The organism is Mesorhizobium sp. M0802 (genome assembly GCF_040320115.1).
Classification (GTDB): Bacteria; Pseudomonadota; Alphaproteobacteria; order Rhizobiales; family Rhizobiaceae; genus Mesorhizobium.
The window spans coordinates 316,227-330,264 of the sequence record NZ_JAMYOY010000004.1; the positions used below are offsets into that span (position 1 = coordinate 316,227).

The 14,038-nt window shown below is 63.5% G+C and carries 9 protein-coding genes; 8 read left to right on the top strand and 1 reads right to left on the bottom strand.

Annotated elements, in window-relative coordinates; translation table 11 throughout:
- Window positions 1-65: 65 nt before the first annotated feature.
- The 7 genes from NKI10_RS09675 (at window position 66) to phoB (ending at window position 11,318) form a co-directional block, all read left to right on the top strand.
- Window positions 66-4,628 carry a PAS domain-containing protein gene (locus NKI10_RS09675; protein ID WP_196814123.1) on the top strand — a complete coding sequence of 1,521 codons (4,563 nt, stop codon included), beginning with the start codon at window positions 66-68 and terminating at the stop codon, window positions 4,626-4,628.
- 497 nt (window positions 4,629-5,125) lie between these two features.
- Window positions 5,126-6,154, top strand: a complete 1,029-nt coding sequence (locus NKI10_RS09680; RefSeq protein ID WP_023670113.1) for a substrate-binding domain-containing protein — start codon at window positions 5,126-5,128, stop codon at window positions 6,152-6,154.
- 96 nt (window positions 6,155-6,250) lie between these two features.
- On the top strand, window positions 6,251-7,711 hold the full coding sequence (gene pstC, locus NKI10_RS09685) for a phosphate ABC transporter permease subunit PstC (RefSeq protein WP_352859655.1): 1,461 nt from the start codon (window positions 6,251-6,253) through the stop codon (window positions 7,709-7,711).
- Complete coding sequence (pstA, locus tag NKI10_RS09690; RefSeq protein WP_352859657.1) at window positions 7,708-9,024, top strand: phosphate ABC transporter permease PstA; 1,317 nt, start codon at window positions 7,708-7,710, stop codon at window positions 9,022-9,024. Before pstC ends, pstA begins: the two co-directional genes overlap by 4 nt.
- 17 nt (window positions 9,025-9,041) lie before the next feature.
- The gene (pstB, locus tag NKI10_RS09695; RefSeq protein WP_352656901.1) at window positions 9,042-9,866 is read left to right on the top strand and encodes a phosphate ABC transporter ATP-binding protein PstB; all 825 of its coding nucleotides are present in this window, start codon (window positions 9,042-9,044) and stop codon (window positions 9,864-9,866) included.
- 41 nt (window positions 9,867-9,907) lie between these two features.
- On the top strand, window positions 9,908-10,612 hold the full coding sequence (phoU, locus tag NKI10_RS09700; RefSeq protein ID WP_352859659.1) for a phosphate signaling complex protein PhoU: 705 nt from the start codon (window positions 9,908-9,910) through the stop codon (window positions 10,610-10,612).
- Between the two features lie 16 nt (window positions 10,613-10,628).
- A complete protein-coding gene (phoB, locus tag NKI10_RS09705; protein ID WP_023822590.1) occupies window positions 10,629-11,318 on the top strand; it encodes a phosphate regulon transcriptional regulator PhoB in 690 nt (229 codons plus the stop codon).
- Between the two features lie 30 nt (window positions 11,319-11,348).
- Here the strand turns inward: phoB and NKI10_RS09710 are convergent, their stop codons facing one another.
- The gene (locus tag NKI10_RS09710; RefSeq protein WP_352859661.1) at window positions 11,349-12,584 is read right to left on the bottom strand and encodes an ROK family protein; all 1,236 of its coding nucleotides are present in this window, start codon (window positions 12,582-12,584) and stop codon (window positions 11,349-11,351) included.
- 265 nt (window positions 12,585-12,849) lie between these two features.
- Here NKI10_RS09710 and xylF point away from each other — a divergent pair, with 265 nt between their 5' ends.
- The gene (gene xylF, locus NKI10_RS09715) at window positions 12,850-13,890 is read left to right on the top strand and encodes a D-xylose ABC transporter substrate-binding protein (protein WP_023670106.1); all 1,041 of its coding nucleotides are present in this window, start codon (window positions 12,850-12,852) and stop codon (window positions 13,888-13,890) included.
- Window positions 13,891-14,038 lie beyond the last annotated feature (148 nt).

Genomic DNA, 14,038 nt, shown 5'->3' on the forward strand with positions numbered 1-14,038 from the left:
CTCGGGCAAATTCCGCCGGCGAACCGCTGAGGGGGTTCGGCCTTGGCTTTCGGGGTGGGAACGGGATGGCTGACGGGACTGTTGGAACACGCGGCGGACGCGGTTCCCGAAAAGGGGTGGTGAACGGCGAGGATACGTCCGTCGGGGGTTCGCCCGAAGCGCTGCGCGAACTGGTCGAGGCCGGCGCCGACTGGGTCTGGGAGACCGACGCCGAGCTGCGCTTTTCCTGGCTTTCGGAGAACTACCAGGCCGCCACCGGCATCGATCCCGCCAGCATTCTTGGCCGTTTCCGCTTCGATTTCCTCAAGCAGATGGTGCACGGCAATCGACACGCCGCCGCGCATCTGGAGGATCTGCAGGCGCATCGGCCGTTTCGCGACTTTGTTTATGAGTTGAAGGGCGGCCGTCCCGGCTGCCGCTGGGTTTCGATCACCGGTTCCCCGCGGTTCGACGGCGAAGGCGAATTCATCGGCTATCGCGGCATCGGCCGCAACGTCACGGCACTGGCCGGTGCGCTGGACGAACTGCGGCAGGACGAGAGCGATCCGCCGGCCGGGGAGGCCACGCAGCACCTCGCCGATCTCGAGCGGACGATGGATGCCATGCATATGGGCGTCGTGCTGCTTGACGAAAAGCTCGGCACACTCATCGTCAACAAGGCCTATCGCGAGCTCTCCAGGATTCCCGATGGCGCCGTCACTGTCGGCGCGCCGTTCAGTCTGTTGATGGAACTCAACCGCCGCAACGGCATCTACGGCGATCTCGATGAACAGCAGTGGCAGCACTACCTAGCCACCCGCATCGAGGAGATCAGCGCCGGCTCGGTTGCGCCACGCGAATTTCTCCATGCCAACGGCAGGACGATGATGTTCTCGGTGACGGCATTGTCCGGCGGCAAGCGGCTGTTGACCTACTACGACGTCTCCGAGCTCAAGCGTCGCGACGCAGAGATCGAGAGTGCCAACGCCAAAATCACGGAGACCTTCGCCAATCTTCGCACGATGGTCGACCAGATGCCGATCGGCGTGCTCGTCCTTGATGCGGACATGCGGGCGGAGGTGATCAACCGCGCCTTCTATGATTTCTGGGAAATCGATCCCCGACGCGCCAGGATCGGCTGCGGCTTCCGCGAACTGATGCAGGCCAGCCGCGATATGGACCCGTACGGTGCTGACGATGCGGAATGGCAGGACCACATCGCCGAGCGCGAAGCAGAAATCTCGGCCGGCCTGGTGGGCTCCAGGCAACTGCCACGCAATGACGGCCGTACGCTGATTGCATCGCTGGCGCCGCTCGCCGGCGGCAAAAGGCTGATCTCCTATGTCGACGTCACCAACATGAAGGATCGCGAGGCTGAACTCGCCCATGCGCTGGAGAAATCGCGGCTGGCCGAGGCGGTGATCAACGGCGTCAAGGACCCGATCTTCGTCAAGGACGACAATCTGCGTTTCGTCTTCGTCAATGAGGCGTTTTCGGCACTGTTCGGACAGAGCCCGCAAGCGATGCTGGGCAGGCCCGGCGGCGACTTCCTCAAGCAAAAGGACGCCGCGCAGTTCGAAGACAGCGAACGCGCCGTGCTGGCGACCGGCACGCCCTACGAGGTCGAGGAGACTTTCGACGCCGAGGGCGCCAGCCGCTCGCGCATCGTGCGCAAGAACCGCGTCGGCATGCCCAGCGGCCGCAACTATGTCGCCGGTTTCCTGTTCGACATCTCCGACATGAAGCGCCGCGAGACCGAAGCCGAAGACGCCCGCAAGAACCTCACCACGGTGCTGGAGTCGCTGCCGGCGGCCGTCATCATCTATGACCGCGACGACAAGTTCGTCTTTGCAAACCGCAAGCTGCAGGACACGCTGCCGGAGCTGAAACCGGCATGGCAGCCTGGCCGCAGCTTCCGCGCGGCCCTGGAACTTGGACATTCGGTCGGCTATTTCCGATCGAGCGGCGATCCAGAAATCGACAGGCTCTATGAAGGCGACCTCGATGTCTGGCTCAATGCCATCCTCGCCCGCTATCGCCTGCCCAACTCGTCCTATGAGCGCCTCAATGCGGACGGCCGCTGGTATCAGGTCTACGATATGCGCACCGAGGACGGCACCTTTATCGGCGTGCGCGTCGACATCTCGGAGATCAAGAGCCGCGAAAAGGCGCTGCAGGAAAGCATGCGCCAGATCGACCTGTTCCGCCACGTCATGGACGAACTGCCGGTCGCCGCCTTCATCAAGGCGCAGGATCTGAGCATGGAATTCGTCAACAAAGCCTGGTGCGCGCTGACCGGCATCCCCAAGGAGGAGGTCATCGGCCGGACCGATCTCCAGCTTTTCGGCATCGACGACGCCGAAACCTACACCCATGACGACACCGAGGTCGTCGTCACCGGGCGCGGCCGCGAGATCGAGGAGCCCGTTACCCATCGCGACGGCACGGTGCGGCAATTGATGACGCGCAAGAGCCGGCTGGTGGCGCTCGATGGGTCGGTGCACCTTGTCGGCTCCAGCACCGACATCACCGACGTCAAGGCGCGCGAGCAGGCGCTGGAAGAGAGCATGCGCGAGAACGAGGTGTTCCGCAATCTCATCGACAACGTGCCGGTGTCGATCTACGCCAAGCGCTCCGACCTCAGGCAGTTCTACGTCAACAAGGGCTGGTGCGACCTCACCGGCCTCCGCAGGGAAGACGCGATCGGCAAGACGGACATCGAGATTTTCGGCGAGGACGGCGAAGCCTTCGTCAACAGCGATCTCGCCGTGCTGCGCACAGGCGATACACAGGAGATCGAGGAAACGGTGACGCTTGCCGACGGCAGCGTGCGCCACCAGTTCGCCCGCAAGGGCGCGATGATCGCGTCCGACGGTTCGCTCTATCTGATTGGGTCGACCACCGACATCACCGAACTGAAGCTGCGCGAGGCCGAACTGCGCGAGGCGCGGCAGCGCGCCGTGTTGGCCGACCGCGCCAAGTCGGAATTCCTGGCCAATATGAGCCACGAAATCCGCACGCCGATGAACGGCGTACTCGGCATGGCCGAGTTGCTGGCCAAATCCGACCTCGATCCCAAGCAGAAGACGTTCACCGACATCATCGTCAAATCGGGTAACGCGCTCTTGACCATCATCAACGACATACTGGACTTCTCCAAGATCGATGCCGGACAGCTGGTGCTCGACCCTGCGCCCTTCAACCTGCCCGAAGCGATCGAGGATGTGGCGACGCTGATATCGACCCGCGCCAAGGAGAAGGACCTCGAGCTCATCGTGCGCGTCGAGCCGGGCCTGGGAAGCCTGTTCGTCGGCGATGTCGGTCGCATCAGGCAGATCGTCACCAATCTGGTCGGCAACGCGGTGAAGTTTACCGACGAAGGCCACGTGCTGGTCGACGTGACGGGACAAAGGGGGCCGACGGGGACAAAGCTGACCGTTTCGGTCACCGATACCGGCATCGGCATTCCGCAGCAGAAACTGAAGCTCGTCTTCGAAAAATTCAGTCAGGCCGACACCTCGTCGACCAGACGCCACGAAGGCACAGGGCTCGGGCTCGCCATCACCTCGCGGCTGGTCGAGTTGATGGGCGGCGAGATCGGTGTCGAGAGCGCCGAAGGCAAGGGCTCGACCTTCTGGTTCACCGTGACATTGCCCAGGGCCGAGGAACGGACCGGACGGCGGATCATGCCGGTCGACGTGACCGGCTCACGGGTGCTGATCGTCGACGACAATGCCGTCAACCGATCGATCCTGAGCGAGCAGATGGCGTCATGGACCTTCGATTCCTGCGCCGCCGAAAGCGGACCCGAAGGGCTCAAGGTGCTGGTCGCCGCGGCTGCCTACGGCGTGCCGGTCGACTGCGTCGTGCTCGATTATCAGATGCCGGGGATGAGCGGCGCCGAAATGGCGCGCGTCGTGCGCAGCACCGCAGGGCTGGCCGACACGCCGATCATCATGCTGACTTCGGTCGACCAGTCGCTCGCCAACACCAGCTATCGCGATCTCGGCATCGACGCCCAGCTGATCAAGCCGGCGCGTTCCTCGGTGCTTCTGGAAACGCTGGTCGCTACCATCCAGCGCCACCATCACAATATCACGGGGAGCCGCGTGCTCCCGGCGGCAAGCAGCGGGTCCGGCAACGACAGGAACGGACCGTCACCGGCAAAGCCGCCGCTCGCTGCATCGGAACGCGCCTTGCTGCAACCGCCGCCGGTTCGCGCCCGCGCCCGGGCCGCCGGGGATGAAAGCCGGCTCGACATCCTCGTTGCCGAGGACAATGAGGTGAACCAGATGGTGTTCACCCAGATAATCGGCGAGACCGGTTATAGTTTCGAAATTGTCGGCAACGGCCGCAAGGCGCTCGACGCCTTCGGCAGGCTCAATCCGCGTATGATCCTGATGGACGTCTCGATGCCGGAGATGAATGGGCTCGAGGCCACCGCCGCAATTCGCCGGCTTGAAGAACATACGGGTATGCATATCCCGATCGTCGGCGTCACCGCGCATGCTTTGAAGGGCGACCGTGAGCGCTGCCTGGAAGCCGGCATGGATGACTATTTGCCCAAGCCGATCAGCCCCAGGGCGCTGCTCGAAAAGGTCGAGCGCTGGGTCGGCATATCAAGCGAAGCCCAACGAGACGCTGGATAGCAACCTGCGGCGCCGGCCGGGATTCGGCCGCGCCGCAACAGCCAAGGATATGGTGCGATCGCACCATATCAAAGCTGGCGCCCAGTCAGGACAATGGTCGCAACGAAACCGCTCATTCAGTTACGGGCGGGAGCAAGCGACCGCCGACAAGAAACAGCGTCGAATCTACCCCAACGGACCTGTTTTTGGCGATGGCTCGGCCAAGATTCGCTCTGGCCACGGGCAACGCGCTCCCGTCCGGTTTTTCTTTCTCGGCATCGCGGCCTGCGGTGTGCCGGGACTTGATGCCAGCACGGATCGCGCAAGCGTCTGATTCCAGCGGCAACTTCCATTCCCACAAACCGGCTTAAAGGGGGCGGCCCACAAGACGTCTGTGCGACGTTACCGGGCTGACACGAAACTGTCATGCGACTGTAATAATCGAAGGCTATTGGCCTCAGCGGGCGCCGGTTTGAAGAGGGCGCCAAGAGACCATCTTCCGAACAGGAGCAGGCCACATGAAGAAATTCCTCGTTACGGCATCGGCCGTGGCGGTAGCGTTCGCCGCATCGTCCGGTGTCGCCGCTGCGCGTGACCAGATCCAGGTCGCCGGTTCGTCGACCGTGCTGCCTTACGCCAAGATCGTCGCCGAGCAGTTCGGCGAAACCTTCACCAACTTCAAGACCCCGGTGGTCGAGTCCGGCGGCAGCGGCGCCGGCATCAAGGAGTTCTGCAAGGGCGTCGGCGAAGACACGATCGACATCGCCAACTCCTCGCGCCCGATCAAGAAGGACGAGCTGAAGTCCTGCGCCGACGCCGGCGTCAAGGACGTCCAGGAAGTCCGCATCGGCTATGACGGCATCGTCTTTGCCACCGACATCAAGGGTCCGGACTGGGCGCTGGTTCCCGCCGACATCTACAAGGCGCTCGCCGCCAAGCTGGTGGTCGACGGCAAGCTGGTCGACAACCCGAACACCAAGTGGAACCAGGTGAATCCGAAGCTGCCCGACTGGGATATCGCCGCTTATATCCCGGGTGAGAAGCACGGCACCCGTGAAGTGTTCGAGACCAAGCTGCTCGACGCCGGCTGCGACAAGGCCGCTTTGAAGGCTGCCGGCATCGCCGACGACAAGGAAATCGGCAAGACCTGCATCGCCATCCGCAAGGACGGCAAGGCTGTCGACATCGATGGCGACTACACCGAGACGCTGGCCCGCATCGACTCCAACAAGACCGGCGTTGGCGTGTTCGGCCTCGCCTTCTACGAGAACAATGCCGACAAGCTGAAGGTCGCCACCGTGGAAGGCATCGTGCCTTCGACGCAGACCATCGCCGATGGCACGTACCCCGTGTCGCGGCCGTTGTTCTTCTACGTCAAGAAGGCGCATCTGGGCGTCGTTCCCGGCCTCAAGGAATATGTCGAGTTCTTCCTTGATGACCAGATGATCGGCCCGGAAAGCCCGCTCGCCCAGTACGGCCTGGTTTCCGCTCCCGACGCCGAACGTCAGGGCCAGCGCGACGCCTTCGCCGCCGGAAAGACAATGTAATCGACCGACCGGATCAGGGCGCGGACCAAATCCGCGCCCTGATTTCGCCGCTTGCCGCAACGGCGGCGGCGATCTGAATTTTCCCTGGGGTGGGTTATGTCGTCCTTGCTCGTACTCGCCATAGTCATTGCCATAGGCGGGGTCGCTTTTGTGGTCGGCCGCCAGCGCGCCGCGGCGCTGGATACCGGCAAGGTCAAGCCGCATTCGCGCGCGCATTATCATGGCTGGTGGGCCTTTCTGCTCGCGGTCCTGCCTGCCGTCCTTTTGCTCGCCGTCTGGGATATCGGCTCTTCCTTCTATCTCGACCGGCATATCCATGCCGCTTTGCCCGAGCGCACCGCCGACACAAAGGTCGCCAGCGAAGCGCTCGACGCCAGCCTGGTGAAGAGCCTGGCCAAGGGCCTGCGTCGGCTCGATGGCGATACCGCACTTCCCGCTACTTTCGCCGAATTGCAGCCGCTGCTCGCCGCCAAGGGCGTGGCACTGGCCAGCGACACCCAGGACTATATGATCCCGATCGCGGTCGAGGCGAACCAGGTCCAGGACCGGCTCGGCCTGTTCGGCGCCGTGCTGACCTTCGCTCTGTCGATCGCCGGCGCCTTCGATGCGCTGAGGCAGATCGCGCCGCGCGCCAGGGCGCGCAACAATGTCGAGAAGTTGATGCTGTGGGGGCTGCTTGCGGCCTCGACCATCGCCATCCTGACCACGGTCGGCATCGTGCTGTCGATGCTGTTCCAGACGATCACCTTCTTCGAAAGCGTATCGCCGATGAGCTTCTTCTTCGGCACGGTGTGGGATCCGCGTTTCGCCGCCGCCGGTTCCGGCGGCAGCCAGGGTCAGTTCGGCCTGATCCCGCTACTCGCCGGCACGCTCTACATCGCCGCCGTCGCGCTTCTGGTCGCAGTGCCGGTCGGGCTGATGTCGGCGGTCTACATGTCCGAATACGCCTCGCGCAGCGTCCGGTCGGTGGTCAAGCCCGCGCTTGAACTGCTGGCCGGCATCCCGACCATCGTCTACGGCATCTTCGCCGTGGTCACGCTCGGACCGTTCTTGCGCGACCTGTCGGCGGCACTCACCGGCGGCTCGCCCTTCATCCAGGGCCAGAGCATCTTCACCGCCGGCCTGGTGATGGGCGTCATGCTGATCCCGGTCGTGTCCTCTTTGTCCGACGACATCATCACCGCGGTGCCGCGCGCAATGCGTGACGGCTCGCTCGGCCTCGGTGCCACGCGCTCCGAGACGATCAAGCGGGTGATCCTGCCGGCGGCACTGCCCGGCATCGTCGGCGCCATCCTGTTGACGGCGTCGCGCGCCATCGGCGAGACGATGATCGTCGTGCTGGCGGCGGGCGTCGCCGCCAATCTGACGGCCAATCCGTTCGAGGCGATGACGACCATCACCGTCAAGATTGTCAACCAGCTGACCGGCGATCTCGAGTTCAACTCGCCGCAGACGCTGGTCGCCTTCGCGCTCGGCCTGACGCTGTTCGCGCTGACGCTGGTGATGAACATCGTCGCCCTCTACATCGTGCGCAAGTACCGGGAGCAGTACGAATGACCGACATCCCCCTGGACACGATGGCGGGTGCCGTCGCGCGTCCGCGCCGCGACATCGGGCTGAAGGCGCGCTATGCCGCCGAACGCCGGTTCCGCATCTATGGCGTGATTGCGATCTCGGTGGGCCTGGCGTTCCTGGCCATCATGCTGATCACCATCGTCTCGAAAGGCTACACCGCCTTCTGGCAGACGACGGTGACGCTGCCGGTCACCTTCGACGAGAAGGTGATCGATCCCTCCGGCAAGCGCGCCACCGACCCTACCGTGCTGATCAAGGCGAACTATCCCAAGCTCGCCGAAAACGCGCTGGTGGCCAAGCTCGGCATCGATCCGGCCGACAGGCCGATGATGCTGAAGCTCAAGGGCTTCCTGTCGGAAGGCGCCCGCGTCCAGCTGCGCGACATCGTCTCCGCCGATCCGTCGGTGATCGGCAGGACGCGTGACGTCGACATCCTGGCTGCCGCGAACCTCGACTCGGCCTTCAAGGGTCAGATCGACCTCGGCGTCGATGAAGCGCGCCGCAAGGTGTCCAACCAGCAGATCGACTGGATGAACAAGCTTAAAGCCGACGGCGTGATGGCCGAGCATTTCAACACCGGCCTGTTCACCTATGGCGCCTCCAGCCGGCCCGAAACGTCGGGCATGGGCGTGGCCATCATCGGCTCGTTCTACATGATGGTGATCGTGCTGTTGCTGGCGCTGCCGATCGGCGTCGCCGCCTCGATCTATCTCGAGGAATTCGCCAAGAAGAACCGCTTTACGGACCTGATCGAAGTCAACATCAACAATCTCGCGGCGGTGCCGTCGATCGTCTTCGGTCTGCTTGGCCTTGCCGTGTTCATCAACTTCCTCGGCATGCCGCGCTCGGCTTCCTTCGTCGGCGGCCTGGTGCTGACCTTGATGACATTGCCGACCATAATCATCGCCACGCGCGCCGCCCTCGCCGCGGTGCCGCCGTCGATCCGCTCGGCGGCCCTAGGTCTCGGCGCCTCCAAGATGCAGATGGTGTTCCATCACATCCTGCCGCTTGCCGCCCCAGGCATCCTTACCGGCACCATCATCGGCCTGGCGCGTGCGCTCGGCGAGACAGCACCGCTGCTCTTGATCGGCATGGTCGCTTTCGTCGCCGATTATCCGACGACGCCTTTCGATCCGGCGACCGCGCTGCCGGTTCAGATCTATATGTGGGCAAACGAGGCTGAGCGCGCTTTTGTCGAGCGCATGTCCGGCGCCATCATCATCCTGCTCGTCTTCCTCATGGCCATGAACATCACCGCGATCGTGCTCCGGCGCCGGTTCGAGCGGCGCTGGTAGAAAAAAGGCAATTTGGTATGAACATCATGACCGAACAGTCCCTTGAAAATGCAGTGGGCGACAAAATGAACGCCAAGTCGAACGAAGTCATCAAGATGCGCGGCGACAAGGTCGGCGTGTTCTACGGCGACAAGCAGGCGTTGTTCGACGTCAATCTCGACGTCCGCCAGAACCAGGTGACGGCGCTGATCGGCCCCTCCGGCTGCGGCAAGTCGACCTTCTTGCGCTGCCTCAACCGCATGAACGACACCATCGATTCGGCGCGGGTGACCGGCAAGATCACGCTCGATGAAGACGACATCTACGACAAGAACATCGATGTCGTCGAACTGCGCGCACGCGTCGGCATGGTGTTCCAGAAACCCAACCCGTTCCCGAAGTCCATCTACGAGAACGTCGCCTACGGCCCGCGCATCCATGGGCTGGCCAAGCGCAAGTCCGACATGGACCAGATCGTCGAGCAGAGCCTGAAGAAGGCGGCGATCTGGAACGAGGTCAAGGACCGCCTGCAGGAGCCCGGCACCGGCCTGTCCGGCGGCCAGCAGCAGCGCCTGTGCATCGCGCGCGCCATCGCCGTGTCGCCGGAGGTGATCCTGATGGACGAGCCCTGCTCGGCGCTCGATCCGATCGCCACCGCCCGTGTCGAGGAGCTGATAGACGAGCTGCGCCAGAACTACACGATCGTCATCGTCACCCATTCGATGCAGCAGGCGGCGCGCGTCTCGCAGCGCACGGCGATGTTCCATCTCGGCTATCTCGTCGAGGAGGGCGCCACCGACAAGATGTTCACCAACCCCGACGACAAGCGCACCCAGGACTACATTACCGGCCGCTTCGGCTGAGCCGTCCGGCGGGTGAATTTTCAGGCACGAGGACCAAGATCATGGGTGAACATACCGTCGCCTCCTTCGATGAAGAGCTCGGGCAGATCAGTAAGCTGATCCGCGACATGGGCGATCTGGCCGGCTCGATGGTCAGCGGCTCGACCAGGGCGCTGCTCAATTCGGACAATGCGCTGGCACAGCGTGTCGTTTCCGACGACGCCATCATGGATGCGCGCCAGCGCGAACTGGACGACCGCGCCATCACGCTGATCGCCAAGCGCCAGCCGATGGCCAACGATCTGCGCGCCGTGGTCGGCTCGATCCGCATGGCGGGCGACCTCGAGCGCATCGGCGATCTCGCCAAGAACATCGCCAAACGCGTCGGCACCGTGGGCTTGAGCGTCACGCCGCGCGACCTCTCGCACTCCATCGATGCCATGGCGCAACTGGTGCTGATCCAGGTGCAAGGCGTCGTCGAGGAATATGCCGCCACCCATGCGGCAGCTCTTGCAAAACTCAGGAATGACGACGAGCGCATCGACGTCAAATACACGTCCGTGTTTCGTGAGCTTTTGACCTACATGATGGAAGACCCTCGCAACATCACCGCCTGCACGCATCTCTTGTTCTGCGCCAAGAATCTTGAGCGCATCGGCGATCATGTCACCAACATCGCCGAAAATGCGTATTATGTGCTGACGGGCCAGCAATTGCCCGCCAATCGTCCGAAGCAGGACGAGACGGCGATGGCCACGCCGGCCTGATGAGGGTGAACTGCCTATGATCGCGCCACGCATCATGGTCGTGGAGGACGAGGAGCCGCTAGGCGTGCTCCTCCGCTACAACCTCGAATCCGAAGGCTATCAGGTCGAGGTGGTGACACGCGGGGACGAGGCCGAGATCCGCCTGCAGGAAAACGTGCCCGATCTCCTGGTGCTCGACTGGATGGTGCCGGCTGTCTCCGGCATCGAGCTCTGCCGGCGGCTTAGAGTGCGGCCCGAAACCGAGCGGCTGCCGATCATCATGCTGACCGCGCGCGGTGAGGAAAGCGATCGCGTGCGCGGCCTGTCCACCGGCGCCGACGACTATCTGGTCAAGCCATTCTCGACGCCGGAGTTCATGGCGCGCGTGAAGGCGCTGCTGCGCCGGGCCAAGCCGGAAGTGCTGTCCAGCGTGCTCAAGGTCGGCGACATCGTGCTCGACCGCGAGTCGCACCGTGTCTACCGCAAGAAGAGCGAGATCAGGCTCGGACCGACCGAGTTCCGGCTGCTCGAATTCATGATGCGCCATCCCGGCCGCGTGTTCTCGCGCAGCCAACTGCTCGACAATGTCTGGGGCGAGACGATCTATATCGACGAGCGAACCGTCGACGTCCATGTCGGGCGCTTACGCAAAGCGGTCAACAACGGCCGCATGCCGGATGTCATCCGTACCATTCGCGGCGCCGGCTACGCGATCAGGGAAGACTAGGATGCTGCGCGTCGCGCCGTTGCCGGCCATTCAGGCGACATGCTTGCCGGATTTGGCCTGAATGCCCGGCGCGAAAATCTCCTGATCGACGAAGCCGAGCGCGCGCATGGCACAGCCTTCGCGGATCAGCGGCAGCTCGTTGGGCTCGGTGTCGAAGGAGATCGATTTCGAGTGCTGGCCGCCGGCGGTCTGGGCGATCGCTTCGCGCAATGCCGGTTCGATCAAGTCGAAGGCGGCGGCGCTGACGCCGACCATGGCGACGGGTGCCGGATCGATCAGCGCAAACAGGCTGCCGAGGCCGAAGCCGAGCGCCTCGCCGGCCTTGCGATAGGCTTCGCGCTCCGGGCCGTCGGTTTCGCGGGCGCGCGCGGCGAGTGCGCGCATATCAACGTCGCCGATATCGACCGGCTCGGCATCCTCGCCCATCATTTTGGCGCTGCGCCAGATGGCGTAGTTTCCGGCATAGGCCTCGACGCAGCCGCGCCGCCCGCAGCGGCAGAGCGCGCCGCCCGGACGGTGGATCATGTGGCCGAACTCGCCGCCCGAGGAATGGGTGCCGGTGAACAGTTCGCCTTTCAGCACCAGTCCCATGCCGATGCCGTGCGACAAGAGGATGGCGATAAAATTGTCGCGGTAGCGCTCGGGCTGGCGCCATTGCAGCGCCACCGCCATCATATTGCAGTCGTTCTCCATGGTGGCCGGAATGCCGAATTCCGCTTCCAACATGTCGGCGAAGGCAATGTCGGTCAGTGGCGTGATTGGCGACCACAGCATGGCCCGCGCCTGCGAATCGGTGATGCCCTGGATGCCCATGGCAATGCGGGCGATGCTCTGGACGTCCAGGTCCGGGTCCTCGAGACGCCGCCGGACGATTGCTACGCATTCGCCGATCAGTTCGTCGCGCGGCATGGTCAGCGTGTCGAGCCGGCGCTGTTCTTCCGCGACCACCTGGCCGGCATAGTCGATGACGGTGACGGAGAGGAAGTTCAGCGACAGCACCACGGTCATCACCGCCGCCGCTTCCGGATTGAGGCCAAGGCCGACCTGCGGCCGGCCGCGTTTCAGTGCGCCGGTCTCGCCAGGTTTGCCTTCAATCAGGATGCCTTCTTGAATCAGATCAGACGAGATTGCCGATATGGTCGAGTGGCTGAGGCCGGTGGTCGCCGCAATCTCGGTCCGCGACGGCTGGCCGGCCCGGCGCACGGCTGAAATCACCATCGCACGGTTGCGACGGCGCAGATCGTCGTGGCGGATTCCAACCGACATTTGTTTCCTCCCGGCCTCCTCGCGCCTCATGATAGTGAAGGCGTTCGACGGCACCAGCCAAATATTGGCAGACGCCGGCAGCCCTGTCATTGTTTATTGCGGAGCTCGAAAAAATCCGGCAAGGCCGTCAGAATCCATCAGAATCGATGTTGACAGCGCCTTATCATTGAACCAGTATTTTTTCGAGGCTCGAAAAAATGGAGCCTCTGTGTGCCGGCCCTCGGGCCGGTTTTGTCGCGCCGTGCGCGGCGCAGGGAGGGTTATAATGAACAGATTTGCAGCCGCCATGCTGGCGGGCGTCGCCATGTCGCTGGCGCTGGTCTCGGTCGCGCAGGCGAAGGACAAGGTCATCGGCGTGTCGTGGTCGAACTTCCAGGAAGAGCGCTGGAAGACCGACGAGGCGGCGATGAAAACGGCGATCGAGGCTGCCGGCGACAAGTACATTTCCGCCGACGCGCAGTCCAATCCCGGCAAGCAGCTGACCGACGTCGAAAGCCTGATCTCGCAGGGCGCCAACTCGCTGATCATCCTGGCGCAGGACGCCTCGGCCATCGGCCCGGCGGTGCAGAAGGCGCTGGACGAAGGCATTCCGGTCGTCGGCTATGACCGCCTGATCGAGAACAAGGACGTCTTCTACCTGACCTTCGACAACAAGGAAGTCGGCCGCATGCAGGCCCGCGAAGTGTTCAAGGCGAAGCCCGAGGGCAACTATGTCTTCATCAAGGGCTCTGGCTCGGATCCGAATGCCGATTTCCTGTTCTCGGGCTCGATGGAAGTGCTCAAGGAAGCCATCGACTCGGGCAAGATCAAGAATGTCGGCGAGGCCTATACCGATGGCTGGCTGCCGGCCAACGCGCAAAAGAACATGGAACAGTTCCTGACCGCCAATGACAACAAGGTCGATGCCGTGGTTGCGGCCAATGACGGCACCGCCGGCGGCGTTGTCGCCGCGCTGACGGCGCAGGGCCTTGCCGGAACGGTTCCGGTCTCGGGCCAGGACGGCGACCATGCCGCCCTGAACCGCATCGCACTCGGCACGCAGACGGTGTCGGTGTGGAAGGACGCGCGCGAACTCGGCAAGAACGCCGCCGAGATCGCCTCGCAGCTTGCCGATGGCAAGAAGACGGGCGACATTGCCGGCGCCAAGGACTTCACCACGCCTGGCGGCAACACCGTCAAGTCGCTGTTCCTGACCCCCGTCGCGATCACCAAGGACAACCTCAACGTCGTCATCGACGCCGGCTGGATCAAGAAGGACGAAGTCTGCACGGGCGTCGCCGCCGGCAGCGTCGCGGCTTGCAACTGATCTCGACGACTTGAAGAAATGAGGCGCCGCCGGGGGGCCACCCCCGCCGTTTTTTAAAGAAAAATTTTTGTTTTACCCCACGGCGGGACAAATTTATGGGGTTGGGCGGGAAACCCCCCCCCCACCACCCCCCCGGGGGGCAACAAGA